Consider the following 25,740-nt stretch of genomic DNA (forward strand, 5'->3'; position numbering starts at 1 on the left):
GGACAGGGACGAAGAACACGGAGGGGTTTTGTCGAGCTTCGACAAAACCTTAGGACTGAGGATCTCCATCGACCAGACGCCCCAGGATCAGAGCGATCCGCAGGGTGAACGCAGATCGTACATCGGAGGGTGACCATCCGGTGACGTCAGTCACACGTCGAAGCCGGTAGCGGACGGTGTTGGGATGGACGAAGAGCATCCGGGCCGCCCCCTCGAGGCTGCTCGCCTGTTCGAGGTAGACGCTGAGGGTCTCCAGGAGCGCGGCTCCGGCCTCCTCCAGCGGTCTGTAGATCTCCTCCACCAACTGCTCGCGGGCCGAGGGGTCACCGGCCATTGCCCGCTCCGGGAGCAGATCGTCGGCCAGGACCGGGCGCGGGGCGTCCTGCCAGGCGGAACACGCCTTGAGCCCGGCGGCTGCGGCCTGCGCGGACCGGGTCGCTGCCAGCAGGTCCGGCACGACCGGGCCCGCCACGACCGGCCCGGCCGCGAACGGGCCGATGAGCGACTTGGCGACGGCCAGCGGGTTGTCGCTGCCTCCCGCGATGACCACCAGGCGGTCCCCGAGCACCCCGGTGAGCACCTGGAGCTTGGCGTGCCGGGAGGCCCGCCGGATCGCCTCCACGGTCAGTTCCGAGTCGCCGTCGGGCGCCGTGCCGAGGACCACGCACACGTGCTCGGGCGAGTTCCAGCCGAGCGCGGCGGCCCGCGACACGGCACCCTCGTCGGCCTCGCCGCTGAGCACGGCGTTCACCACCAGGGACTCCAGCCGGGCGTCCCAGGCACCGCGTGCCTCGGCGGCCTGCGCGTACACCTGGGCCGTGGCGAAGGCGATCTCCCGGGCGTAGACGAGCAGTGCCTCGCGCAGCACCCGCTCGTCGCCGGGGGCCGCGACCTCGTCGATCGCGCTCTCCATGACCTCGATGGTGGTGCGCACCATCTCCACGGTCTGGCGCAGGGTGATCGCCCTGGTCAGCTCGCGCGGCGCGGTGCCGAAGACGTCGGTGGAGATGGCCTGCGGGGCGTCCGGATGCCGGAACCACTCGGTGAACGCGGCGATACCCGCCTGTGCGACCAGACCGATCCAGGAACGGTTCTCCGGGGGCATGGCCCGGTACCAGGGCAGCGTCTCGTCCATCCGCGCGATGGCCTGCGCGGCGAGCGACCCGGACGACTTCTCCAGCCGCTTCAGCGTCGCGGCATGCGGATGGACGTCGTGGGCTGCGGCTTCGTTCTTGCTGGTTTCGGGTTCGGGCACAGGGACAAGACTGCCTTATCCGGACGGGAAGCCGGTCCGCAGGGCCTACCGTGGACGTCGTGATGGACGTCAGGCGCGCGGACGAGCGCTACCCCGGAGGGGACGCGGCCGCTGGGATCGAGTCGTGGCACGCCTTCTCCTTCGGGCCGCACTACGACCCGGACAACCTCCGCTTCGGCGCGGTGCTCGCGTGCAACGAGGAGCGGCTGGCGCCCGGGGCCGGCTTCGACGAGCATCCGCACAGCCACACCGAGATCGTGACCTGGGTGGTCGAGGGCGAGCTGACCCACCGGGACTCCACGGGGCGCGAGTCGGTCGTACGCCACGGCGACGTGCAGCGGCTCAGCTCGGCCGGCGGGGTGCGGCACGTGGAGCGCAACGACGGTCCCGGGCCCCTGACCTTCGTCCAGATGTGGCTGGCCCCGCTCGAGCCCGGCGGCGACCCGTCCTACGAGGTCGTCCACGGCATCGCCGATTCGACGCCGTACGCCGTCCCGGAGGCGGGCGCGATGCTGCACGTGCGGCGCCTGGGACCGGGGGAGCGGACAGCGGTGCCGGACGGGCCGTACGCCTACGTCCATGTCGTACGCGGCGAGGTCCGCCTGGACGGCGAGGAACTGGGACCCGGTGACGCGGCCCGGATCACGGACGCCAAGGGCCTGGAGGCCGAGGGCGTGCGTGACGCGGAGCTGCTGATCTGGGAGATGACCCAGGTCGTGTCCGCAACCTAGTGCCGCGGCAGGCAACGTTCGCCCCGTCGCGACGCCCGGCACGCCCTCTCGCCGTACCGGCCGAAAGCCCAAGTATGTCCAGTACGAGGGCTTCCGGCCGGCACTCCCCCAAGCTCTTCGAGCAGGGGGCACCCCCAGAGCACGCACCGGACGCCGCTCCTTCACGGGCAAACGTTGCCTGCCGCGGCACTAGAGCTCGGCCAGCACCGCGTCCGTGAACGCCGGCCATGCCTCGATCGCCCACGGCCCGAACGCCCGGTCCGTCAGCGCCACGCAGGCCGCTCCCGCGTCGGGGTCGATCCACAGGAACGTACCCGACTGACCGAAATGCCCGAAGGTGCGCGGAGAGGACGACGAACCCGTCCAGTGCGGCGACTTGGAGTCGCGGATCTCGAAGCCGAGCCCCCAGTCGTTCGGGTTCTGGTGGCCGTACCCCGGCAGGACGCCCTTGGTGCCCGGGTACTGCACACTCATCGCCTCGGCGACCGTACGGGGGTCCAGCAGTCGCGGCGCCTGCACCTCGGCCGCGAACCGCAGCAGGTCCTCCACCGTCGACACCCCGTCCTTGGCCGGGGAGCCCTCCAGGGTCGTCGAGGTCATGCCCAGCGGCTCCAGCACGGCCTGCCGCAGGTACTCGGCGAAGGGGATGTCGGTGACCTTCGCGACATGGTCGCCCAGCTGCTCGAAGCCGGCGTTGGAGTACAGCCGCCGCTCCCCGGGCGGGGCCGTGACCTTGTGCTCGTCGAAGGCGAGGCCCGAGGTGTGCGCGAGCAGGTGCCGGACCGTCGACCCGGCGGGACCCGCCGGCTCGTCGAACTCGATCGCCCCCTCCTCGTACGCGACGAGCACCGCGTAGGCGGCCAGCGGCTTGGTCACCGACGCGAGCGGGAACCGCTGCCCGGCCGGCCCGTGGAGGCCGAGGACGGTGCCGTCGGCTCGCACGGCACCCGCGGCGGCGGTGGGAACCGGCCAGTTCTCGATCAAGGCGAGGCTCTTCAGCGACATGCGTGCGAGCCTATGCGCTCAGAGGGCGAGCTCCAGCAAAGGGTCGGGCGGGGGGCGGAAACGGAGGGAGACGTGCAACACCAAGCCCACCCTGCCCTGCGGGTCGGACGCCTTGCCGATGCGGTGGTCGATGGTGCCGGCCACCGGCCACCGGACAGGCCAACGCCACCGGCCGCTCCGGATGGTCGACGACGAACGCCGTGAAGTCCCCGCCCGCCTGTGCCGGTTCGGCCCTGAGCGGGGGCAGCGACTCCCCGTGCCAGGCGAGGGAGGGGTCGGAGGCGAACAGCGAGTCGATCAACCTGGCCCAGCCGCAGGACTTCCTCGGCGTCTTCGGGCAGGGCCCGACGTACGACACTCATGAGTCCGTACGCCAGCCAGCCAGCCAGCCAGCCAGCCAGCCAGCCGGATCGGGAGACGTCCTGCCGATTTCTTACCGTCGGCGCTTGCTTGGAGTGCACTCCAAGGTTCTAGCGTGGGGGCCATGACGGTGATGGAGACCACGGCGACCGGGACCGACACCTGTGCCGGCCCGCCGCAGCAGAACCGGCGCCCGGACGGCCAGGACCGCTACACGATCAGCGAGGTCGTCGCCCTGACCGGCCTGACGGCTCACACCCTGCGCTGGTACGAGCGCATCGGTCTGATGCCGCACATCGACCGCTCTCACACCGGTCAGCGCCGCTACACCAACCGCGACCTCGACTGGCTCGACCTGGTCGGCAAACTCCGCCTGACGGGCATGCCGGTGGCGGACATGGTCAGGTACGCGGAACTGGTGCGCGAGGGCGACCACACCTATGTCGAGCGCTTCGAGCTGCTGAAGACGACCCGCGAGGACGTCCTGGCCCGGATCGACGAACTCCGCGGCACGCTCGCCGTGCTCGACCGGAAGATCAGTTTCTACGCGGACGCCGGGCGTGCCCTGGCGTCGGAGAGGTCCCGATGACGGACGGCAGGATCACGACGGCGAAGCTCGGCGACCACGGTCCCGAGGTGAGCGTCCAGGGCCTGGGCTGCATGGGCATGAGCTTCGGCTACGGTCCCGCGGACGCGGACGCGTCCCGGGCCACGCTGGAGCGGGCGCTCGAACTGGGCGTCACCCTCTACGACACGGCCGACGCGTACGGCGCCGGTGAGAACGAGCGGTTCCTGTCGCCGTTCTTCAAGGCCCACCGCGACGAGGTCGTCATCGCCACCAAGTTCGCCCTGTCGATCCCCCCGGACGACCCCACGCGCCGGATCGTCCGCAACGACCCGCCCTACATCCGCGAGGCCGTCGAGGCGAGCCTGAAGCGCCTGGACGTCGACGCCATCGACCTCTACTACATGCACCGGCGCGATGTGAACGTGCCGATCGAGGAGAGCGTCGGCACCATGGCCGACCTGGTCCGCGAGGGCAAGGTCAAGCACCTCGGGCTGAGCGAGGTCACGGCCGGGGAACTGCGCGCCGCCCACGCCGTCCACCCCATCGCCGCCGTGCAGTCGGAGTGGTCGCTGTTCAGCCGGGACATCGAGACGCATGTCGTCCCCGCGGCCCGTGAGCTGGGTGTGGCCCTCGTGGCGTACTCGCCGCTCGGCCGCGGCTTCCTCACCGGCTCCTTCAAGAACGCCGACCAGGACCTGACCGCCGGTGACTTCCGCCGCCAGCAGCCCCGCTTCACGGGCGACAACGCCACGGCGAACGCGACCCTGCTGGAGCTGATCCGCGCGGTGGCCGAGGCACACGACGCGACCCTGGGTCAGATCGCCCTGGCCTGGGCGCAGCAGCAGGCGACGATCCACGGCCTCCCGGTCATTCCGATCCCCGGCACCCGCAAGCCCGCCAGGGTGGAGGAGAACACGGCGGCGACCAGGATCGTCCTGACCGACGAGGAACTGGACCTCCTGGACGGCATAGCGGCCCAGGTGGCAGGCACCCGCTACGCGGACATGGCGTTCACTTCGGCAGGCAGGGAGTAGCGCGGCGCCCCCAGGGGCGCGCCCTCAGGGGCGCGGGGCTGTGTCGAGGTGCGGCTCCGCCGCGTGGCGGGATCAACCACGCACGCACCCGCGCCCGCTGACGGCGAGGTCCCGGCAGACGCTAAAGCTCCGCCAACAACTCGGCCTTTTTGACCGAAAACTCCTCATCCGTCACCAATCCGGCCTGATGCAACTCGCCCAGGTGACGAATCCGCTCGGCGATGTCCGCGGGGTCACGCCGCGGCCCGCCGGTCGGCACGGCCGGCACCGGACTGGACGTCCGCACCGCGGCCAGCACCGCCGCCGCGAACGGCAACGACTCGTGCACGGGGCCGTACCCCAGTCCGAACACCACCGCGGCGGGATCCAGATCGGCCTGGCTCGGCGCCGCCACCGACGTATCCCGGCGCAAAAGCCGCAAATGCCCCTCGAAGACCTCCGGCGACCGCCACTCCACCCCGTTCAGCTCTCCGACGGAGAAGCTCTGGTCGCCCGCCTTCCACTTCGCCGACGACGCCCCCGTCCAGAACCACCGGAAGTTCACGGTCCGTCCGTCGAAGCTCGCCTTCCCGTCGTACGCCTTGAACGACAGCGGCCCCTCGGGCGGCTTCACGAGGAACCGATCGGTCGGCCCGGACTCCGTCAGCAGCGTCCGCAGTTCGTCGGCGTAGTACTCGGCGAGGACCTCGCGGTCGGCGGGCAGCACCAGCCGGTAGGGGTCGCCGCTCTCCTTCAGCTGCCCGGCGGCCGCCTCCATCAACGGGTCCGCTCCGGGACGCGGTTCGACGCGCAGCACGACCGTGCCGCGTTTCCCGCGGGTCAAGGTGACCCCCGCTATCGCCTCCAGGGGCACGCGACGCTCCCCGAGGGCCTGGAAAAGCTTGGGTGTTCGAATCCCCCGTTCGTAACGGATGAGCACGGAGTCGGACTCGAACTCCCAGACGGCATGCAATCCGGCCAGTACGTCACCCATGCGGCTCATCGTATGCGGCACGCGCTCCTCCGTCCCCCTCCCGAGCAGACCGCAATTCTTTCGGCCTCTACGCGCGTCAGGCCGCTGCCGTGCCGGACAAACCGGTGCGGCAGACGCCGTCTTCGTGCGCGCAGTGCACCGAGCGGTATGCGCCGACGCCGATCTCTGCGAAATTGAACAGACTTGCCGTTCCGGGCTCGAAGTAGCCCGCGTGCCCCTTTGCGCCCGCTGCCGACAGCACCCGTGCCCCGAACCCGGAGGACACCGGGTCCGCGCCGTGGCCCAGTCCGCCGACCTCCAGGTAGGGCACGTCCTGGATCCAGTCGTCGGAGTCCCGCATCGCCCACACCCGGGCGCCGGTCTGCAGCTGGGCCGCCTTCTCGACCCGCATGCCGGGGCTGCCCGCGACCGCGATGTCGGACACCCGGCCCGGCAGCGCGTGCGCCGCGACCCCGCACACCACGGAACCGTAGCTGTGGCAGAACAGCGAGACCGGTGAGCCACCCGGCAGCGCACGCACCAGCGCGTTGAGCCGCACGGCACCCTCCTGGGCACGCATCGCCGTGGCCGAGTCGATGCCGAGTCCGCTGGGCGCCGTGTAGTCGGCCCAGGCGATGACGGCCGTACGGGTCGAGGGGCTCACCTGCCGCTCGGCCGCGTACAGGGACTTGGCCATGCCGACGGGCGCGGAGTACTTGCGCTGGGTGCGCTGGAAGGTGAGCAGGTCGGTGTCGACGCCGGGGACGACGACCGAGATCCGCTCCGCCCTGCGCAGGTTGCCGAAGACCTCCGCCACCCGGCCCGAGCCCTCGGGGTCGAAGGCCAGGATGTGCCGGCCCGGCTCCATGAGGTCCTCGAGGCGGTGCATCCTGCGGCCCGCCTCGTGCTGCCCGGACGGGGTGAGGCGCTCGTCGTGCATGCGCTCACGCTCGACCTTGCGCGCCTTCGCGAGGGCGAGATGGTTGGCGCGGTAGCGCAGCTCGACCGGCGCGCCGTTCATGTTGCCCACCGCGAGCGGGTACGTGCGGACCAGGGACGAACGCTCCTGCTCGGTGAGCGAGGAGAAGAAGCGGGCCAGCTTCGTCGGCTCGGACCGCGGGTCCGGCAGCCGGTGCCCGCCGATCCGGCCGTGCTCCCAGGCGGAGAGCGAGGCTTGGAGCGGCGTGTCGCCCCGCTGGTTGCGCAGGGCCGTCCAGCCGGTGGTCGCGAGCATCACGAACACGACGGCCAGAGCGAGCAGTGCGCGCCAGACGTTCAGTTGCGGGGAGGTGTCGAAGGAAGTCACTGAAAGGACACACTAGGAGAACGAGAGGGTCTCGCGTTAACCAAGTGACCGGGATCACGTTTCGGTGGATCTGTTAAGGGGACGGCCTCGCACGCCAGTTCCCGGCCAGTGCGGGGCCCACCTGATCCAGGTATGTGGTGGTGAGTTGGCGCATTCCGTCGAGGGTGACGTCGTCCCCCGCGGACCACAAGCGTTCGGTGACGCGAATCACCCCGCCGAACAGGGCCACGACGATCCTCGGCCGGGGGTCCAGGTCCACGTCGAGCCCCTCGCGCTCGGCGATGATGCACGCGAGCTGTTCCTCCAGCTCCGCCGAGCGCCGCAGATGGGCGGCGAGCAGTGCGGGCGTCGACTCGATCACCCGGTAGACGCGCATGTGGAGTTCGATCGGCACGAGCTCCACCACGGCCTCGTTGATCGCGTCCCAGCTCTCCAGCACGGCCCGGCGCAGCGCCTCCAGCGGCGCCTCGTCCGGCGGGCGGGTGCGCAGGGCCTCGACGACGAGCGTCTCCGCGAGGCGCGGCACGAAGAACGCCGTCTCCTCCTTGCCGGCGAAGTAGCGGAAGAAGGTGCGCTGCGAGACGTCCACGGCGGCGGCGATGTCGTCGACGGTCGTCTCCTCGTACCCGCGCGTGGCGAAGAGCTCCAGCGCGGCCCGCAGCAGTGCGTCCCGGGTGCGCCGCTTCTTGCGTTCGCGCAGGTTCAAGACGTGCCTCTCGTCCTCGGTGTTTTCCCAGTTCAGGCTATACGGAAGAGTCGTGTCAGTTACCGACTGGTGAATTGGTTTGTCAACTGTCAGTGGCTGTCACTAGCCTCCCGGTATGACTAGTCAGACCACCATCGACACGACGGGGTCGGGGGGCAAGGCACCGGCGGGTCCCTCGGACGCGACGCCGGGCAAGGGGCTGCGAGGGCACCCCTGGCTCACCCTCATCACCGTCGCTGTGGGGGTCATGATGGTGGCCCTCGACGGCACCATCGTGGCCATCGCCAACCCGGCGATCCAGAAGGACCTCGGCGCCACGTTCGCCGAGGTCCAGTGGATCACCAACGGATACTTCCTCGCCCTCGCGGTCTCCTTGATCACCGCGGGCAAGCTCGGCGACCGCTTCGGTCACCGGCAGACCTTCCTCATCGGCGTCGTCGGCTTCGCCGCCGCCTCGGGCGCGATCGGCCTGTCCGACAGCATCGCGTTCGTCGTCGTCTTCCGCGTCCTGCAAGGTCTGTTCGGCGCGCTGCTGATGCCGGCCGCGCTCGGCCTGCTGCGGGCCACGTTCCCCGCCGAGAAACTGAACATGGCCATCGGCATCTGGGGCATGGTCATCGGCGCGTCCACCGCGGGCGGCCCGATCCTCGGCGGCGTGCTCGTCGAGCACGTCAACTGGCAGTCGGTGTTCTTCATCAACGTGCCGGTCGGTGTCCTCGCCGTCGTCCTCGGCGTGCTGATCCTGCGCGACCACCGCGCCGAGAACGCCCCGCGCTCCTTCGACCTGCTGGGCATCGCCCTGCTGTCGACCGCGGTGTTCTGCCTGGTGTGGGCGCTCATCAAGGCCCCACCGTCCGAGTGGGGCTGGGGCGACGACAAGACGCTGTCGTTCCTCGGGGCTTCCGTCCTGTGCTTCGCGGCCTTCGCCTTCTGGGAGACGAAGGTGAGGGAGCCGCTGATCCCGCTGGCCCTGTTCCGTTCCGTCGCGCTGTCCGCCGGTGTGGTGCTGATGGTGCTGATGGCCATCGCCTTCATGGGCGGCCTGTTCTTCGTGACGTTCTACCTCCAGAACGTGCACGGGATGAGTCCGATCGACGCCGGTCTGCACCTGCTGCCGCTCACCGGCATGATGATCGTCGGCTCGCCGCTGGCCGGCGCGATGATCACCAAGCTCGGCCCCCGGGTCCCGCTCGCGGGCGGCATGGCGCTCACCGCGATCGCCATGTACGGGATGTCGACGCTGGAGACGGACACCGGCAGCGCCATCATGTCGCTCTGGTTTGCCCTGCTGGGCCTCGGCCTCGCGCCGGTCATGGTCGGTGCGACCGAAGTCATCGTCGGCAACGCCCCGATGGAGCTGTCGGGCGTCGCGGGCGGCCTCCAGCAGGCCGCCATGCAGATCGGCGGCAGCCTCGGTACGGCGGTGCTCGGTGCCGTCATGGCCTCCAAGGTCAACAGCGACCTGGCGGGCAACTGGCAGAAGGCGGGCCTCCCGCCGCTCACGCCGGAACAGGAGCACCAGGCCTCCGAGGCGGTCCAGGTCGGTGTCCCGCCGGTGGCGCCGGGCACGCCGGACGCGATCGCCGCGAAGATCACGGGTGTCGCGCACGACACGTTCATCTCCGGCATGAGCGCGGCCTCGCTCGTCGCCGCCGGTGTCGCCGTCGTGGCCGTGTTCGTCGCCTTCCTCACCAAGCGCGGCGCGAACGCCGAAGCCGGTGCGGGCGCGGCGCACATCTGACGCTCTGCGGCGGCCCGTTCGCTCATCAGGGTGAACGAAGCCGCCGAACCCTCCCCTCCGGCCCATGCCGCAGGTCACAGTGGGTCAAGTCCTCCGCAGGGCATGGAGGACGGACGCTGCGGCGCGCTGCCGGAGGGGGGCAGCGCGCAGGCAGCGGCATTGAAGCGTGCCGACGGGGTACACGCCATCTCATACCCGAACCGAACCCCAACCGACCGAGGGTTTACGGGAGTCGATGATGGCGAGCTTCGGACATGGCACGCGCAGGCACCCCCGCTCACGTGGCCGGACGTGGTCACGGGCCGGGACGGATCGCGCGACACTCGGACTCATCGGAGTCATCTGCGCCGTGGCAGGCTTCTTCGTGCTGGGGATCGTCCTCGGTCCCGCCGCGATGGTCTGCGGCTGGCTCGCCATGGGCCGCACCTGGTCGGGGTCCCGCCCCACCGCGGCCGTGATCGCCCTGGTCCTGGGCGCCATCGACACGCTCCTGGCCGTCATCTGGCTGTCCGGAGCGGCCACACCGGGCATGGGCTTGTTCTGACCCGGGTGAAGCATGTGGGAAGAGCCCCCGGCCGCCCGGCCGGGGGCCCTCTCATGGCTCCACCGAGGTCCCCTTCCATGGCTCCACCGAGGTCCCCTTCAGAGCCGCCAACTCGCCCCGCAGCGCCCGCACCTCCTCCGTCAGCTCCCGTATCGCCTCGGTCTGCCGCCGCTCCTCGATGTCGTCCTTCTCGAAGCGGGCGATGAACCAGGCGGCGATGTTCGCCGTCACCACACCCAGCAGCGCGATCCCGGACAGCATCAGCCCGACCGCCAGCATCCGGCCGAGCCCGGTGGTCGGTGCCATGTCCCCGTACCCCACGGTGGTCATCGTGGTGAACGCCCACCAGACCGCGTCCCCCAGGGTGTGAATGGAGGCGCCGGGCTCGTCCCGTTCCACCTCCAGCACGGCCAGCGCACCGAAGACGAGCAGTCCCAGACATGACCCCGCGACGTATGTGGTGACGTGCACCTGCGACGCCATCCGCGCCCGCTGCCCGGCGAGGAACAGCATCGACACCAGCTTCAGCAACCGCAGCGGCTGGGCCAGGGGCAACACCACGGCCAGCAGCGCCAGCGGATTGCCGCGTACGAACCGCAGCCGGTCCTCGGCCAGCCACAGGCGGACCAGATAGTCGGCGGCGAAAGCGGCCCATACCGCCCAGTTGGTGACATGGCATGTGGTGAGCAGGTCCTGCGGAGCCCTGGGGGCCACGATCGGTATGGCATAGGCGATCGCGAAGAGCACGGCCAGTGCCAGCAGCGGACCCTGGGTGCGCCGTTCCCAACGGGCCAGAGTGGTCGAGGCGGTCATCGGGAGCGTCATGGAAGCATGGTAGGAAACGCGCGGGGCGGCACCCCTCGGGTGCCGCCCCTGCGGATTCGGTCCTCGATGTCCTTACGCGTCGCCGCCCGCGGCTCCCGGGTCGGCGGCCGACACATCGAGCAGCTGGTACCGGTCGATGGCCTGCTTGAGCACGGAGCGGTCGACCTTGCCCTCACGAGCCAGCTCGGTCAGCACACCCACCACGATCGACTGCGCATCGATGTGGAAGAACCGCCGGGCCGCGCCCCGGGTGTCGGCGAAGCCGAAGCCGTCCGCGCCGAGCGACTGGTACGTCTGGGGCACCCAGCGCGCGATCTGGTCCGGCACCGCCCGCATCCAGTCGGACACGGCCACGACCGGCCCCTGCGCGTCCGCGAGCTTGCGCGTCACGTACGGCACCCGCTGCTCCTCCTCGGGGTGCAGCAGGTTGTGCTCCTCGCAGGCCACGGCCTCGCGCCGCAGCTCGTTCCAGGAGGTCGCCGACCAGACGTCCGCCTTGACGTTCCAGTCCTCGGCCAGGATCTTCTGCGCCTCGACGGCCCAGGGGAGCGCGACACCGGACGCCAGGATCTGCGCGGGGATCGAGCCGGCCGTGCCCTCGCTGAACCGGTAGAGGCCCTTGAGGATGCCGTCGACGTCCACGTTCTCGGGCTCGGCGGGGTGCTGGATCGGCTCGTTGTAGACGGTCAGGTAGTAGAAGACGTCCTCGCCGTGCGGGTGCTCCTCGGAGCCGCCGTACATCCGGCGCAGGCCGTCCTTGACGATGTGGGCGATCTCGAAGCCGAACGCCGGGTCGTACGCCACACAGCCCGGGTTCGTGGACGCCAGCAGCTGGGAGTGGCCGTCCGCGTGCTGGAGGCCCTCACCGGTCAGGGTCGTGCGGCCGGCGGTCGCGCCCAGGACGAAGCCGCGCGCCAGCTGGTCGGCCATCTGCCAGAACTGGTCGCCGGTGCGCTGGAAGCCGAACATCGAGTAGAAGACGTAGACCGGGATCAGCGGCTCGCCGTGCGTGGCGTAGGCCGAACCGGCGGCGATCAGCGAGGCGGTGCAGCCCGCCTCCGAGATGCCGTCGTGCAGCATCTGGCCGTTCGGCGACTCCTTGTAGGCGAGCAGCAGGTCACGGTCGACCGACTCGTACTGCTGGCCCAGCGGGTTGTAGATCTTCGCGCTCGGGAAGAACGAGTCCATGCCGAACGTGCGGTACTCGTCCGGCGCGATCAGCACGAAGCGCTTGCCGATCTCCTTGTCCCGCATGAGGTCCTTGAGGAGCCGGACGAACGCCATCGTCGTCGCGATGGACTGGTGGCCCGAGCCCTTCTTCACGGTCGCGTACGTCTTGTCCTCGGGCAGCGCCAGCGGCTTGGAGCGGACCACGCGCGTGGGGACGTAACCGCCGAGACCCTTGCGGCGGTCGTGCATGTACTGGATCTCCTCCGAGTCCCGGCCCGGGTGGTAGTACGGCGGCACGCCGGACTCCAGCTCCTTGTCCGGGATCGGCAGGTGCAGACGGTCGCGGAAGCGCTTGAGGTCGTCGACCGTCAGCTTCTTCATCTGGTGCGTGGCGTTGCGGCCCTCGAAGTTCGGGCCCAGCGTCCAGCCTTTGATCGTCTTGGCGAGGATCACCGTCGGCTGGCCCTTGTGCTCCACGGCCGCCTTGTAGGCCGCGAAGATCTTCCGGTGGTCGTGACCGCCGCGGCCCAGGTGCAGGATCTGGTCGTCGGACATGCCCTCGACCATCGCGCGCAGCCGGTGGTCGTCCCCGAAGAAGTGGTCGCGGATGTACGCGCCGGTCTCCGTGGCGTACGTCTGGAACTGCCCGTCCGGCGTGGTGTTCATCCGGTTGACCAGCACGCCGTCGCGGTCCTGGGCGAGCAGCGGGTCCCAGCTGCGGTCCCACACCAGCTTGATCACGTTCCAGCCGGCGCCGCGGAAGATCGACTCCAGCTCCTGGATGATCTTGCCGTTGCCGCGCACCGGACCGTCGAGGCGCTGCAGGTTGCAGTTGACGACGAACGTGAGGTTGTCCAGGCCCTCGCGGGCGGCGATGGACAGCTGGCCCAGGGACTCCGGCTCGTCCATCTCGCCGTCGCCGAGGAACGCCCAGACGTGCGACTTGGAGGTGTCGGCGATCCCGCGCGCCTCCATGTAGCGGTTCATCCGCGCCTGGTAGATCGCGCCGATCGGGCCGAGGCCCATCGACACCGTCGGGAACTCCCAGAAGTCCGGCATCGACCGCGGGTGCGGGTACGACGACAGCGCGTACGGGGCCTTGGACTTCTCCTGGCGGAAGCCGTCCAGGTGCTGCTCGCTCAGCCGGTCCAGCAGGAACGCGCGGGCGTAGATGCCCGGCGAGGCATGGCCTTGGAAGAAGACCTGGTCGCCGCCGAGGCCGTCGTCCTTGCCGCGGAAGAAGTGGTTGAAGCCCACGTCGTAGAGGGACGCGGAGGACGCGAACGTGGCGATGTGGCCGCCGACGCCGATGCCCGGGCGCTGGGCCCGGGAGACCATCACCGCGGCGTTCCAGCGGGTGGCGTTGAGGACCTTGCGCTCGATGTCCTCGTTGCCCGGGAAGAACGGCTCGCTCTTGGTCGGAATGGTGTTCACGTAGTCCGTGCTGCGCATCTCGGGCACGGCCACGCGCTTCTCACGGGCCCGCTCGATCAGCCGCAGCATCAGATAGCGGGCCCGCTCCCGGCCGCGCTCGTCGACGGCGGCGTCGAGGGAGTCGAGCCACTCCTGGGTCTCTTCGGGATCGAAGTCAGGAACCTGACTCGGAAGGCCGCCAATGATGATCGGGTTGCGATCGGATGCGGAAGCCACGCTGTTCCTTACCTGTCAGAGGGCCTGCGAGGGCCGCTGTTTCGCTGTCGTCGCCGGGGCGTCGTCGCTGGGGGGCGCGCCGCTGTCCATGGTCCACCTCGGGGCCGGGAAACGTCATCTCTACCGACCGGTAACCCAGACGTGAGATCGACTCCGTGACGTAGGGGGCGAATCCCTTCGAGTCTCGTACCCACAGACGATTCCCAAACGCCCAAAGGGGGCAGAAAGGTGTGGTGTGCATCACCTCGGACCATGATGGTGTGCCTGAAGTTGCGGTGACACGGCCAGGAACGTCACCGTTTCGGCGGTCTGAACGGCCGGGTACTTGCGCGATCCGCCCCGCCCGTGTGGACTACGGCCAATGCTTCGCGCACGCGCGTGGCTGAGTTATTCCCAAGACATGATCAGGAGGCAACCCGTGAGCGCGACCGCGGACCACGCGGAGGAGCGGACGAACCCTGCCGCCAGGCTGGGGTTCCAGCCCGGGCAGGTGGTCCAGGAGATCGGCTACGACGACGACGTGGACCAGGAGCTCCGCAAGGCCATCGAGGGCATCATCGAGGCCGACCTGGTGGACGAGGACTACGACGACGTGGCCGATGCCGTTGTGCTGTGGTTCCGTGACGACGACGGCGACCTGACGGATGCGCTGGTGGATGCCACCACGTACATCGAAGAGGGCGGCGCGATCCTGCTCCTGACGCCGAAGACCGGCCGTTCGGGGTACGTCGAGCCGAGCGACATCTCGGAAGCCGCCACCACGGCGGGTCTGACGGCGTCCAAGAGCGTCAGCGTCGGCAAGGACTGGAGCGGCAGCCGGCTGGCGACGCCCAAGGCCGCCAAGTCCAAGCGTTAGCCGTACGGCGGTGCGGCGGGCCGGCGCTGTCGGCCCGCCCACCGGCCTGTACCGGTGCCTGCGTAGGGTGGTCCCACCCGAAAAGCCCCACGAAGGGACACCCACAGCGATGGCGATCCAGGTCGGCGAGAAGGCCCCCGACTTCGAGCTCAAGGACAACCACGGCGCGCCCGTGCGGCTGTCCGACTTCCGGGGCCGGAAGAACGTCGTGCTGCTCTTCTACCCCTTCGCCTTCACCGGCGTGTGCACCGGCGAGCTGTGCGAGCTGCGCGACAACCTGCCGCAGTTCTCCGACCGCGACACCCAGCTGCTCGCCGTCTCCAACGACTCCATCCACACCCTGCGCGTCTTCGCCGAGCAGGAGAACCTGGAGTACCCGCTGCTGTCGGACTTCTGGCCGCACGGCAACGTCTCGCGCGCCTACGGCGTCTTCGACGAGGACAAGGGCTGCGCGGTGCGCGGCACCTTCGTCATCGACAAGGAGGGCGTCGTGCGGTGGACCGTCGTCAACGGCCTGCCGGACGCGCGCGACCTGAACGACTACGTGAAGGCGCTCGACTCCCTGTGACGCCGGTCGGGCGGCACGCGCCCGACACCCGCTGAATTCGGGACCTCAGGGCCTGGGTGAGGCGGGAACCCGTCACTAGGATCGACTCGTTGATCCGACATCCGAGCACAACGGGGCATCCCGCCCCTGGACACCAATGGAGGACTCGTGGGAGTCAGCCTCAGCAAGGGCGGCAACGTATCGCTGACCAAGGAGGCGCCGGGCCTGACCGCGGTCATCATCGGTCTGGGGTGGGACGTCCGCACCACGACCGGCACGGACTTCGACCTGGACGCCAGCGCGCTGCTGCTGAACAACTCCGGCAAGGTCGGCAACGACCAGCACTTCATCTTCTTCAACAACCTCAAGAGCCCGGACGGCTCCGTCGAGCACACCGGTGACAACCTCACCGGTGAGGGCGAGGGCGACGACGAGCAGATCAAGGTCGACCTCGCCGGTGTCCCGGCGGACATCGAGAAGATCGTGTTCCCGGTCTCGATCTACGACGCGGAGACCCGCCAGCAGTCCTTCGGGCAGGTGCGCAACGCGTTCATCCGCGTCGTGAACCAGGCGGGCGGCGCCGAGATCGCCCGGTACGACCTGAGCGAGGACGCCTCCACCGAGACCGCCATGGTCTTCGGCGAGCTCTACCGGCACGGCGCGGAGTGGAAGTTCCGCGCCATCGGCCAGGGCTACGCCTCGGGCCTGCGCGGCATCGCGCAGGACTTCGGTGTGAACGTCTGATCACCTCACGGGCCCCGGCACCGGGGCCCGAAGGTCCTCTCGTCCGGCGCCGCACGGTTTACGTGCGGCGCCGGACGTGCAGGACCACCTCGGTAACACCATCGGGCCTGTGGCCCCAAGGGGAGGGACAGCAACATGGGCGTCACGCTCGCCAAGGGGGGCAACGTCTCCCTGTCCAAGGCCGCACCCAACCTCACCCAGGTGATGGTCGGGCTCGGCTGGGACGCGCGTTCCACCACCGGAGCGCCCTTCGACCTCGACGCCAGCGCGCTGATGTGCAGCAGCGGGCGCGTGCTCGGGGACGAGTGGTTCGTCTTCTACAACCAGCTCAAGAGTCCGGACGGCTCGGTCGAGCACACCGGTGACAACCTCACCGGCGAGGGCGACGGCGACGACGAGTCGCTCCTGATCGACCTCTCCAAGGTGCCGCCGCAGTGCGACAAGATCGTGTTCCCCGTCTCCATCCACATGGCCGACGAGCGGGGCCAGACCTTCGGCCAGGTCAGCAACGCCTTCATCCGCGTGGCCAACCAGGCCGACGGCCAGGAGCTCGCCCGCTACGACCTGAGCGAGGACGCCTCCACGGAGACCGCGATGATCTTCGGGGAGCTCTACCGCTACCAGGGCGAGTGGAAGTTCAGGGCCGTCGGGCAGGGGTACGCGTCGGGCCTGCGCGGCATCGCGCTGGACTTCGGGGTCAACGTCTCCTAACGCGTTATGAGCAAAATCCGGGCCCGATGGGGGTGCGGAGGGGGTCCGACTAGACTTCGGCTTCAAAAGTTCGTAAAGCCGGGTACGGCGCGGGGGAGCCCCGTACACACACGATTGGGTAGCCAGTGGTTCTGAAAACCTTCGGGTGGTCGTTCGCGGTCACCGCGCTCGGCCTGGTCGCGGCGGTGCTGTTCGGCGGGTGGACCGCGCTCGGCATCGTCGCGATCCTCTCCGTCCTCGAGATCTCGCTGTCCTTCGACAACGCGGTGGTCAACGCCGGGATCCTGAAGAAGATGAATGCCTTCTGGCAGAAGATCTTCCTCACCGTCGGCATCCTGATCGCCGTCTTCGGCATGCGGCTGGTCTTCCCCGTCGTGATCGTCGCCATCAGCGCCCAGCTGGGCCCGATCAAGGCTGTCGAACTCGCCCTGAACGACAAGGACCGCTACCAGCAGCTGGTGACCGACGCCCACCCGTCGATCGCCGCCTTCGGTGGCATGTTCCTGCTGATGATCTTCCTGGACTTCATCTTCGAGGACCGGGACATCAAGTGGCTCGGCTGGCTGGAGCGCCCGCTGGCCAAGCTGGGCAAGATCGACATGCTGTCGGTCTGCATCGCGCTGATCGTCCTGCTGATCGCGTCGATGACCGTCGCCACCCACGCCCACCAGCACGGCGGCACCCACGTCGACAAGGCGGAGACCGTCCTGCTCGCCGGCATCGCCGGTCTGATCACGTACATGATCGTCGGTGGTCTCTCCGGCTACTTCGAGGACAAACTCGAAGAGGAGGAGGAGCGCGAGCACGAGGCCGAGGAAGAGGCCGAGCGCACCGGCAAGCCCCGCTCGGCGGTCCAGCTGGCCGGCAAGGCCGCCTTCTTCATGTTCCTCTACCTCGAGGTCCTGGACGCGTCCTTCTCCTTCGACGGCGTCATCGGCGCCTTCGCCATCACCAACGACATCGTCCTGATGGCCCTCGGCCTCGGCATCGGCGCCATGTACGTCCGGTCGCTGACGGTCTACCTGGTCCGCCAGGGCACCCTCGACGACTACGTCTACCTGGAGCACGGCGCGCACTACGCCATCGGCGCCCTCGCCGTGCTCCTGCTGGTCACCATCCAGTACCAGATCAACGAGATCATCACCGGCCTCATCGGCGTCGTCCTGATCGCCGCCTCCTTCTGGTCCTCCGTCCGCCGCAACAAGGCGCTGGCGGCGGCCGAGGGAAAGACCGGTTCGGACGAGAAGACTGAGGTCTCGTCCGGGGTGTGACACCCCTGCGGGTGAGGAACGCTCTGTGCGGGGCGGCCACCGAGGACTCCTCGGTGGCCGCCCCGTCGGTCTTCATGGACCGTGGGTACGGCGGTGACCTGCGGTCTCCGAGTGAAACGTGGGGGGCGGAATGGGCCTGTTCGACGGACTCCGGCGCGGCGAGGCGCAGTTCGACTCGGGCGACGCGGCGACCAACGCGATCGAGCTGACCAGGCGGCGCGCGCAGATATCGCTCACCAAGCAGGGCGCGGCCACCGGCCACCTGCGCGTCAACCTCAGCTGGCGGATGCGCACCTCCGACATCGGCGGCTCCCAGCGCGAGAGCCTGCTGCGCCACCCCTTCCGGGCCCTCAAGCCCCCCGAGGTCGTCGGCCACAGCCAGAGCATGGTCAACGTCGACCTCGACCTCGGCTGCCTCTACGAACTCCAGGACGGCACCAAGGGTGTCGTCCAGCCCCTCGGCGGCTACTACGGCGACGTCAACGCCCCGCCGTACGTCAAGCTCAGCGGTGACGACCGGTTCGGCTCCGGCTCCGGCGAGACGATGTACATCAACCTGGACCACCGCGACGACATCAAGCGGCTCCTGGTCTTCGTCTACATCTACGACCAGACCCCCGCCTTCGACCGCACGCACGCCAGCGTCACGCTCTATCCGAGCAGCGGGCCGCGGATCGAGATCCACCTCGACGAACGCCAGCCTCAGGCCCGCTCCTGCGCCGTCGTCATGATCGAGAAGGTGAAGAACGAGATCGTCGTCCGCCGCGAGGCCAAGTTCGTCTACGGCTTCCAGGCCGAGCTGGACCGGCTGTACGGGTGGGGGCTGCAGTGGGGGCGGGGCTACAAGTCGAAGGTCGACCGCTGACCCCGCGGCCCCGGCGTCCGCCGGGTCCGGGTCCGGCTAGCGTCCGACGAACTGCGGGCCCTGCGGGGGCAACCGGAAGTCCGGGTCGGGGGCCGCGGTGACCGGGGGCGGGTAGCCGTAGCCGGGCTGCGCCCCCGCCGCGTCCGCCGTGGCCGGCGCCGGGGGGTACCCGTACGCGGGCCGGCCCGCGGGCTGTGGGTAGCCGTAGGCCGGCTGCGTCGTCGGCGGCGCTTGCGGATACCCGTAGCCGGGCTGCGTGGGCACCGCGTTCGGCTGCTCCGGGGGCAGCGGCAGGGAGACCTCGGGAGCCTGCTGCGACGGGCCGCCGGTCGTCGGCTGCGCGGGCGTGTTCGTGGTGGGAGGCGCGGGGACCGTCGTGGTCGGCTCCTCCGCCGCCTCCGACTCGTCCACCGAGATGCCGAAGTCGGTCGCGAGGCCCTTCAGCCCGTTCGAGTAGCCCTCGCCCAGCGCCCGGAACTTCCAGCCCTCGCCGCGCCGGTACAGCTCGCCGCAGATCAGCGCGGTCTCCTCGCCCGTCTCCGGCTTGACGTCGAAGTACGCCAGCGCCTCGCTGCCGGTGGCCGCCGCGTCGTACAGCAGGATGCGCAGGGCCTGTACGCGGTCGAACGTCACGCCGTCCGCCGATGCGACCAGCAGAATCCGGCTGACCTCGGACTCGACACCGGTCAGTTCCGTCTGGATCGTGTCGGTGAGGCCCTCGGCGATACGCTTCTTGCCCAGCCGCCACACCTTTCCGGCCGGGTGCCGGGGCTGGTTGTAGAAGACGAAGTCCTCGTCGGAGCGCACACGACCGTCGGGGCCGAGGAGCAGCGCGGAGGCGTCGACGTCCGGAACCCCCTGCCCGGGTGTCCAGCGCAGCACGGCGCGCACCGTGGTGGCTTCCAGCGGGACGTTCGACCCCTTCAGCATCGCGTGCGTCATGCGGTCATCCTGCCTTCTCGGTCCTGCTCACGACAACGCGGGGGCCGCTGTCGCGAGCGGCGCCGACGGCCGCGGCGGACTACCGTCGTCATGGCCGAGCCTGGCTGTGATTGCCCGCGTTACCTGAAATTCATGCCTGATGGGAACCTCCGACATGGACTTCTACGTACTATTACCGGCCACCTATCGTCGATTCGCAGGCCGCACAAACACCACGGGGGAGATCCATGCGTCATTTCGGGCACATCGCCCCTGAGGTGCGGAAGCGTCTCTTCTTCCGCGAGCCCTGCGCGTTCACCCCGGACTCCCCGGCCCGCCTGCTCGCGGCGGCCCTGGGCGCCACGCTGTACAGCCCGGCCACCCGGCCGCGCCTCGCCGACGACGTCCTCAAGCAGGCCGGGCGCGGCGTCGTCTCGATGGTGCTGTGCCTGGAGGACTCGATCGACGACGCGGACGTCGGCCCCGGCGAGGCGAACCTCGTCGGCCAGCTCACCGCCCTGGACGACCTCCCCGACGCCGACCTGCCGCTGCTGTTCATCCGGGTCCGCGCCCCCGAGCAGATACCCGACCTGGTACGACGGCTCGGCCCCGCCGTCCGGCAGCTGTCCGGCTTCGTCCTGCCCAAGTTCACCGAGGAACGCGGCATCCCCTTCCTCGAAGCCCTCGCGACCGCCGAGGCCGAAAGCGGCCGTCGCCTTTTCGCCATGCCCGTGCTGGAGTCCCCGGAACTGCTCTACCGGGAGTCGCGGGTGGAGACCCTGGAGGGCATCTCCCGCGCGGTCGACAAGTACCGCGACCGCGTGCTCGCCCTGCGCCTCGGCGTCACGGACTTCTGCTCCTCCTACGGGCTGCGCAGAGGCCCCGACATGACGGCCTACGACGTGCAGATCGTCGCCTCCGTGATCGCCGACGTGGTGAACATGCTGGGCCGCGCCGACGGCACCGGCTTCACCGTGACGGGGCCGGTGTGGGAGTACTTCAGGGTCCAGGAGCGCATGTTCAAGCCGCTGCTGCGGCAGAGCCCCTTCCTGGAGGTGCAGGCCGCGGAACTGCGCGAGAAGCTGATCGAGCACGCCATGGACGGCCTGCTGAGGGAGATCTCCCTGGACCAGGCCAACGGCCTGCTGGGCAAGACCTGCATCCACCCCTCGCATGTGCTGCCGGTGCACGCCCTGTCGGTCGTCAGCCACGAGGAGTTCTCGGACGCCCAGGACATCCTGCGCCCCGAGCGCGGCGGCGGGGGTGTGCTGAGATCGGCGTACACGAACAAGATGAACGAGGTGAAACCGCACCGGGCCTGGGCTGAGCGGACCCTGCTGCGGGCCGAGGTTTTCGGCGTGGCGAACCAGGACATCGGCTTCGTGGAACTGCTGGCCGCGGGACTGCCCGGCTGACCGTACGGTTTCCGAGAAAATCGAAGGGTTCATGAAGAAAGCCGCGAAGGCCGCGAAGGCCGCGATGGCCGAGATGGCCGAGATGGCGGAGAAGGCGGAGAAGGCAGTGAACGAGGGGGAGCATCCCGAGGTGCGCGCCGACGCGGCGCCCGGGCCGGCCGACGCGGCCGACGGCGTCTGGTCCGGCGACTGGGTCGCCGAGCGGCTCGGCGTCGAGCTCGCCGGCGACGACGCGCTGACCGGCCTGCTGGGGCTGGCGCTGCGCCGCAACCCCAAGCGGGCCCATCTGCTCGTGTCGAACGTGCTGGGCAAGCACGTCCCGCAGTCGCCGTCCGTCGTGTACGGCTACGGGTGGGAGCTCGGGCGCCGGGTGCGTGAGCTGCTGGGCGACGAGGACGCCCGCAGGGCCGTCGTCCTCGGCTACGCGGAGACCGCGACCGGCCTCGGCCACTGTGTCGCCGACGGGCTGGGCCTCGCCCCCTACCTGCACTCCACCCGCCGCCCGGTCGCCGGTGTCGACGCGGCCGGCGGTTTCGAGGAGTCCCACTCCCACGCGACCTCGCACCTGCTGCTGCCCGCGGACCCGGGCCTGCTCGCCGGTGACGGGCCGCTGGTCCTGGTCGACGACGAGTTCTCCACGGGCAACACGGTGCTGAACACCGTCCGTGACCTTCACGGACGGTATCCGCGGCGGCGGTACGTCGTGGTGGCGCTGGTGGACATGCGGTCGCCCGCCGACGCGGGGCGCCTCGCGGAATTCGCCGAGAAGATCGGAGCCCGGGTCGACCTGGTCACGGCGGCTTCGGGGACCGTGCGGCTGCCCGAGGGGGTGCTGGAGAAGGGGCAGAAGCTGGTGGGGCGGTACGAGGCGGAAAGTGCGGCGGAGGGTTCGTCGGCGGGTGCGGCGACGTCGGGACCGTTCGCGCAGTTCCCCGCGCCCCCGAACAGCGGCGTTGCCGAGACGTCCCTTTCAGGGGCGAGGGGAACTGCGCGAACGGCCCCCACCGGCCCGCACCCGCACGACAACGGCACCGCCCCCCACGCCACCCGCATCGACCTGCACTGGCCCGCCGGCCTTCCCGACGGGGGCCGACACGGCTTCACCCCCGCCCATCGGGAACGCCTGGAGGCCGCCCTCCCCGCGATGGCCCGCCGCCTGGCGCACGCGCTGCCCCACGGCGCCCGCCGCGTCCACATCCTCGGCTTCGAGGAGCTGATGTACGCGCCGCTGAGGCTCGCCCGCGAGCTGGAGCGCGACACCGGCCTCGAGGTCCGCTACTCCACCACCACCCGCTCACCCGTCCTGGCCGTCGACGACCCCGGCTACGCCATACGCACCCGCCTCGCCTTCCCCGCCCACGACGACCCCGCCGACGGCCCCGGCGAGCGGTACGCCTACAACGTCGCGGGCGCCGGATTCGACGCCGTCGTCGCCGTCGTCGACTCGGCCGCGGACACGCCCGCCCTGCACGCGCCCGACGGTCTGCTGGCCCGCCTCGCCGCGCACACGCCGCGCGTCCTCCTCGCCGTCGTACCGTCGTACGCCCCCGAAAGGCCCTCCATGCTGCCCGAGCCCCTCCGCGGCCCCGACTTCTCCTCGTACGCGCCCGAGGAGGTCGGCTGGCTGCTCCAGGACCTCTCGGACGTGACCCTGGAGGCGCCGACCGAGGAGCGCGAGGAGGCGATCCAGAGCGGCGGCGCGCACTACGCGGAGTCGCTGCCCGTGGAGTACCAGCCCAGCGAGCAGTACCAGGCGCTGTTCCACGCCGCGCTGGACGACTCGGCGGCCCGCATCGCCCGGGCGGTCGGTGTCGTCACCGAGACCGTCCTCGCGGAGCGCTCCCCGCGTCCCGTCCTGGTCTCGCTGGCCCGCGCCGGCACCCCCGTCGGCATCCTGATGCGCCGCTGGGCCCAGCACCGGCACGGCCTCGACCTGCCGCACTACGCCGTGTCGATCGTCCGCGGCCGGGGCATCGACGCCAACGCCCTGCGCTGGCTCGCCGAGCACCACGACCCCCGGGACGTCGTCTTCGTCGACGGCTGGACCGGCAAGGGCGCCATCACCCGCGAACTCGCCCAGGCCCTGGAGGAGTTCGAGAAGTCCGACGGCATCGGCGGCTTCAGCGCCGAGATCGCGGTGCTGGCCGATCCGGGCTCCTGCGTGCGCACCTACGGCACCCGCGAGGACTTCCTCATCCCCTCCGCCTGCCTCAACTCCACCGTCTCCGGCCTGATCTCGCGGACCGTGCTGCGCGCGGACCTGGTCGGCCCGCACGACTTCCACGGCGCGAAGTTCTACCACGAACTCGCCGCCACGGACGTCTCGGTGGCCTTCCTGGACGCCGTCGCCGCCCGCTTCCCGGAGGTCGCCGACGCGGCCTGCGCGCAGGCCAAGGAACTGCTGGCGACCGACCGCTCGCCCACCTGGGAGGGCTGGGCCGCCGTCGAGCGCATCAGCGAGGAGTACGGCATCCACGACGTGAACCTCGTCAAGCCCGGCGTCGGCGAGACCACCCGGGTCCTGCTGCGCCGCGTGCCCTGGAAGGTCCTGGCACGAGCCGGGGCGGGCAGCGACCTCGACCACGTGCGCCTGCTGGCCGAGCAGCGCGGCGTGCCCGTCGAGGAGGTCGACCGGCTTCCCTACACCTGCGTCGGGTTGATCCACCCGAAGTACACTCGCGGCGCGACCGGCGCCGACGGCAAGGCGGTGACCCTCTGATGCCCGCGCTCGTCGCAAGCGACCTCGACCGCACCCTCATCTACTCCGCCGCGGCCCTGGCGCTCACCATGCCGGACGCGCGGGCGCCCCGGCTGCTGTGCGTGGAGGTGCACGAGAGCAAGCCGCTGTCCTACATGACGGAGACGGCGGCCCGGCTCCTCACCGAGCTGGGCGACGCGGCCGTGTTCGTGCCGACGACCACACGCACGCGCAAGCAGTACCTGCGCATCAACCTGCCGGGCCCCGCGCCAAGGTACGCGATCTGCGCGAACGGCGGCCACCTCCTGGTGGACGGCGTCTCCGACCCCGACTGGCACGCGCAGGTCACCGCCCGGCTGGCCGACCAGTGCGCGCCCCTGGCCGAGGTGCAGGAGCATCTGCTGCGGACCGCCGACCCGGTCTGGGTGCGCAAGCACCGGGTCGCCGACGACCTCTTCGCCTACCTCGTCGTCGAGCGTGAACTGCTGCACGAGGACTGGGTGAAGGAACTCGCGGCGTGGGCGGAGAACCTCGGCTGGACCGTGTCCCTCCAGGGCCGCAAGATCTACGCCGTGCCGAAGCCGCTCACCAAGAGCGCGGCGATGCGGGAGGTCGCCCGGCGGACCGGGGCGGATCTCACCCTCGCCGCGGGTGACTCCCTGCTCGATACCGACCTGCTCCTCGCGGCGGACCGGGGCTGGCGGCCCGGCCACGGGGAGCTGGCCGACACCGGCTTCACGGCTCCCTCGATCAGAGTGCTTCCCGAGCGGGGCGTTCTCGCCGGGGAGCGGATCCTGCGGGAGTTTCTGGAGGCAGTGCGGGGCGCCTGAGGACTCGGGTGTCCTGGTCGTCGTGCGGGTGCGGCGCCGTCGTGGCCGATCGCGCAGTTCCCCGCGCCCCTTCGGGGCGCTTCTCCTTGGGGCGCCGCAGGAGCCGCACCCCGACGAAGACCACCACCGCCAGCGCCGCCACGGCCAGGACCACCTTCGAGTAGGCGGAGACGATGTCCGAGACCTGGTGCCAGTTGGCGCCGAGGAAGTAGCCGGAGAGGACGAACGCCGTGTTCCAGATCGCGCTGCCCAGGGTCGTCAGGCCCAGGAACACCGGCAGGCGCATGCGTTCGACGCCCGCGGGCACGGAGATCAGGCTGCGGAAGATCGGGATCATCCGGCCGAAGAACACGGCCTTGGTGCCGTGCTTCAGGAACCAGGCCTCGGTCTTCTCGATGTCCGAGACCTTCACCAGCGGCAGCCGGGCCGCGATCGCCACCGTCCGGTCACGGCCGAGCAGCGCGCCGACGCCGTACAGCGCGAGCGCGCCGATCACCGAGCCGGCCGTCGTCCACAGCAGCACGGCGAGCAGGCTCATCCGGCCGCTGCTCGCGGCGAACCCGGCGAGCGGCAGGATCACCTCGCTGGGCAGCGGCGGGAACAGGTTCTCCAGGGCGATGGCGAGACCGGCACCCGGCGCGCCCAGCGCGTCCATCAGGTCGTTGACCCACTGCGGCCCGGCGTCCGCTGCGATGGCTGTCATGCCGCCACGCTAGGGAACCGAAGCTGAAGGGTTCCTGAGGAAACGGGACAGCCGCGTCAGCCGCAGCAGCCGCCTCCGCAGCAGCCGCCGCCCGAGCGTGGTGCGGGGGCCGGGGCGGAGCCGCCGACCGCGACGGTGGAGAGGAGCTTCACGGTGTCGTCGTGGCCTGACGGGCAGGCCGCCGGCTCGGAGGACTCGGCCATCGGACGGCTCAGTTCGAAGGTGTCGCCGCAGGTCCGGCAGCGGTACTCGTAGCGAGGCATGAGGACAGGTTAATCCGCGCCGACGTAAATGCCGCCTTTCGCGAATCTTTTGGCCGCCGTTGCCGTACC

25 protein-coding genes are annotated in these 25,740 nt (G+C 70.2%); 14 read left to right on the forward strand and 11 right to left on the reverse strand.

Going from position 1 to position 25,740, the window contains the following annotated elements:
- Positions 1–49 precede the first annotated feature (49 nt).
- Entirely contained in the window at positions 50–1,255 is a 1,206-nt protein-coding gene (fasR, locus tag ACFZDI_RS19690; protein WP_234845251.1) for a fatty acid biosynthesis transcriptional regulator FasR, read from the reverse strand.
- A 62-nt stretch (positions 1,256–1,317) separates the two neighbouring features.
- On the opposite strand from fasR, the gene ACFZDI_RS19695 reads away from it, so the two are divergent.
- Complete coding sequence (locus ACFZDI_RS19695) at positions 1,318–1,986, forward strand: pirin family protein (RefSeq protein WP_361121273.1); 669 nt, start codon at positions 1,318–1,320, stop codon at positions 1,984–1,986.
- Positions 1,987–2,175: 189 nt separating this feature from the next.
- On the opposite strand, the gene ACFZDI_RS19700 is transcribed toward ACFZDI_RS19695, so the two are convergent.
- The gene (locus ACFZDI_RS19700; RefSeq protein ID WP_361119017.1) at positions 2,176–2,991 is read right to left on the reverse strand and encodes a serine hydrolase domain-containing protein; all 816 of its coding nucleotides are present in this window, start codon (positions 2,989–2,991) and stop codon (positions 2,176–2,178) included.
- A gap of 18 nt (positions 2,992–3,009) precedes the next feature.
- Positions 3,010–3,135 carry a hypothetical protein gene (locus ACFZDI_RS19705; protein WP_391252028.1) on the reverse strand — a complete coding sequence of 42 codons (126 nt, stop codon included), beginning with the start codon at positions 3,133–3,135 and terminating at the stop codon, positions 3,010–3,012.
- A 340-nt stretch (positions 3,136–3,475) separates the two neighbouring features.
- Here ACFZDI_RS19705 and ACFZDI_RS19710 point away from each other — a divergent pair, with 340 nt between their 5' ends.
- Positions 3,476–3,940, forward strand: a complete 465-nt coding sequence (locus ACFZDI_RS19710) for a MerR family transcriptional regulator (protein WP_234845253.1) — start codon at positions 3,476–3,478, stop codon at positions 3,938–3,940.
- Positions 3,937–4,953, forward strand: a complete 1,017-nt coding sequence (locus ACFZDI_RS19715) for an aldo/keto reductase (RefSeq protein ID WP_391252030.1) — start codon at positions 3,937–3,939, stop codon at positions 4,951–4,953. The genes ACFZDI_RS19710 and ACFZDI_RS19715 overlap by 4 nt, the downstream gene beginning before the upstream one ends.
- Positions 4,954–5,074: 121 nt before the next feature.
- On the opposite strand, the gene ACFZDI_RS19720 is transcribed toward ACFZDI_RS19715, so the two are convergent.
- The 3 genes from ACFZDI_RS19720 to ACFZDI_RS19730 form a co-directional block, all read right to left on the reverse strand.
- Complete coding sequence (locus ACFZDI_RS19720) at positions 5,075–5,926, reverse strand: DUF4429 domain-containing protein (protein ID WP_234845255.1); 852 nt, start codon at positions 5,924–5,926, stop codon at positions 5,075–5,077.
- A 76-nt stretch (positions 5,927–6,002) separates the two neighbouring features.
- Complete coding sequence (locus tag ACFZDI_RS19725; RefSeq protein WP_391252033.1) at positions 6,003–7,211, reverse strand: alpha/beta hydrolase; 1,209 nt, start codon at positions 7,209–7,211, stop codon at positions 6,003–6,005.
- A 73-nt stretch (positions 7,212–7,284) separates the two neighbouring features.
- Positions 7,285–7,917, reverse strand: a complete 633-nt coding sequence (locus tag ACFZDI_RS19730; protein ID WP_234845257.1) for a TetR family transcriptional regulator — start codon at positions 7,915–7,917, stop codon at positions 7,285–7,287.
- Between the two features lie 115 nt (positions 7,918–8,032).
- On the opposite strand from ACFZDI_RS19730, the gene ACFZDI_RS19735 reads away from it, so the two are divergent.
- Positions 8,033–9,658 carry a DHA2 family efflux MFS transporter permease subunit gene (locus tag ACFZDI_RS19735; RefSeq protein ID WP_391252035.1) on the forward strand — a complete coding sequence of 542 codons (1,626 nt, stop codon included), beginning with the start codon at positions 8,033–8,035 and terminating at the stop codon, positions 9,656–9,658.
- Positions 9,659–9,893: 235 nt separating this feature from the next.
- Positions 9,894–10,202, forward strand: a complete 309-nt coding sequence (locus tag ACFZDI_RS19740; RefSeq protein WP_391252037.1) for a small hydrophobic protein — start codon at positions 9,894–9,896, stop codon at positions 10,200–10,202.
- A gap of 51 nt (positions 10,203–10,253) precedes the next feature.
- Here ACFZDI_RS19740 and ACFZDI_RS19745 read toward each other — a convergent pair whose 3' ends face one another.
- Positions 10,254–11,027, reverse strand: a complete 774-nt coding sequence (locus ACFZDI_RS19745; RefSeq protein WP_234845260.1) for a potassium channel family protein — start codon at positions 11,025–11,027, stop codon at positions 10,254–10,256.
- A 72-nt stretch (positions 11,028–11,099) separates the two neighbouring features.
- The gene (gene aceE / locus ACFZDI_RS19750) at positions 11,100–13,847 is read right to left on the reverse strand and encodes a pyruvate dehydrogenase (acetyl-transferring), homodimeric type (protein ID WP_234845261.1); all 2,748 of its coding nucleotides are present in this window, start codon (positions 13,845–13,847) and stop codon (positions 11,100–11,102) included.
- Positions 13,848–14,265: 418 nt separating this feature from the next.
- On the opposite strand from aceE, the gene ACFZDI_RS19755 reads away from it, so the two are divergent.
- The 6 genes from ACFZDI_RS19755 (at position 14,266) to ACFZDI_RS19780 (ending at position 18,841) form a co-directional block, all read left to right on the forward strand.
- Positions 14,266–14,703 carry a DUF3052 domain-containing protein gene (locus tag ACFZDI_RS19755; RefSeq protein ID WP_062926619.1) on the forward strand — a complete coding sequence of 146 codons (438 nt, stop codon included), beginning with the start codon at positions 14,266–14,268 and terminating at the stop codon, positions 14,701–14,703.
- A 109-nt stretch (positions 14,704–14,812) separates the two neighbouring features.
- A complete protein-coding gene (locus ACFZDI_RS19760; RefSeq protein WP_234845262.1) occupies positions 14,813–15,271 on the forward strand; it encodes a peroxiredoxin in 459 nt (152 codons plus the stop codon).
- 147 nt (positions 15,272–15,418) lie between these two features.
- Positions 15,419–15,994, forward strand: a complete 576-nt coding sequence (locus ACFZDI_RS19765; RefSeq protein WP_234845263.1) for a TerD family protein — start codon at positions 15,419–15,421, stop codon at positions 15,992–15,994.
- A 135-nt stretch (positions 15,995–16,129) separates the two neighbouring features.
- Entirely contained in the window at positions 16,130–16,705 is a 576-nt protein-coding gene (locus ACFZDI_RS19770) for a TerD family protein (RefSeq protein WP_234845264.1), read from the forward strand.
- Positions 16,706–16,830: 125 nt separating this feature from the next.
- Positions 16,831–17,976 carry a DUF475 domain-containing protein gene (locus ACFZDI_RS19775; RefSeq protein WP_234845265.1) on the forward strand — a complete coding sequence of 382 codons (1,146 nt, stop codon included), beginning with the start codon at positions 16,831–16,833 and terminating at the stop codon, positions 17,974–17,976.
- A gap of 130 nt (positions 17,977–18,106) precedes the next feature.
- Entirely contained in the window at positions 18,107–18,841 is a 735-nt protein-coding gene (locus tag ACFZDI_RS19780) for a Tellurium resistance (protein ID WP_234845266.1), read from the forward strand.
- Between the two features lie 36 nt (positions 18,842–18,877).
- Here the strand turns inward: ACFZDI_RS19780 and ACFZDI_RS19785 are convergent, their stop codons facing one another.
- Positions 18,878–19,783: a TerD family protein gene (locus tag ACFZDI_RS19785; RefSeq protein ID WP_234845267.1), complete on the reverse strand. Its 906-nt coding sequence runs from the start codon at positions 19,781–19,783 to the stop codon at positions 18,878–18,880.
- Between the two features lie 227 nt (positions 19,784–20,010).
- On the opposite strand from ACFZDI_RS19785, the gene ACFZDI_RS19790 reads away from it, so the two are divergent.
- The 3 genes from ACFZDI_RS19790 (at position 20,011) to ACFZDI_RS19800 (ending at position 24,705) form a co-directional block, all read left to right on the forward strand.
- Complete coding sequence (locus tag ACFZDI_RS19790) at positions 20,011–21,177, forward strand: HpcH/HpaI aldolase/citrate lyase family protein (RefSeq protein ID WP_361119038.1); 1,167 nt, start codon at positions 20,011–20,013, stop codon at positions 21,175–21,177.
- An 82-nt stretch (positions 21,178–21,259) separates the two neighbouring features.
- Positions 21,260–23,896: a phosphoribosyltransferase domain-containing protein gene (locus ACFZDI_RS19795; RefSeq protein ID WP_391252278.1), complete on the forward strand. Its 2,637-nt coding sequence runs from the start codon at positions 21,260–21,262 to the stop codon at positions 23,894–23,896.
- Positions 23,896–24,705 carry an HAD family hydrolase gene (locus ACFZDI_RS19800; RefSeq protein ID WP_234845269.1) on the forward strand — a complete coding sequence of 270 codons (810 nt, stop codon included), beginning with the start codon at positions 23,896–23,898 and terminating at the stop codon, positions 24,703–24,705. The genes ACFZDI_RS19795 and ACFZDI_RS19800 overlap by 1 nt, the downstream gene beginning before the upstream one ends.
- Here the strand turns inward: ACFZDI_RS19800 and ACFZDI_RS19805 are convergent.
- Positions 24,626–25,408, reverse strand: coding sequence for a VTT domain-containing protein (locus ACFZDI_RS19805; RefSeq protein WP_391252044.1), 783 nt, complete (start codon positions 25,406–25,408; stop codon positions 24,626–24,628). The two genes, ACFZDI_RS19800 and ACFZDI_RS19805, sit on opposite strands and share 80 nt — an antisense overlap.
- A gap of 56 nt (positions 25,409–25,464) precedes the next feature.
- Positions 25,465–25,671 carry a zinc ribbon domain-containing protein gene (locus ACFZDI_RS19810; RefSeq protein WP_234845271.1) on the reverse strand — a complete coding sequence of 69 codons (207 nt, stop codon included), beginning with the start codon at positions 25,669–25,671 and terminating at the stop codon, positions 25,465–25,467.
- Positions 25,672–25,740: the final 69 nt, after the last annotated feature.

The sequence above is a fragment of the Streptomyces sp. NPDC007907 genome, assembly GCF_042959365.1.
GTDB classification, from domain to species: Bacteria; Actinomycetota; Actinomycetes; order Streptomycetales; family Streptomycetaceae; genus Streptomyces; species Streptomyces indiaensis.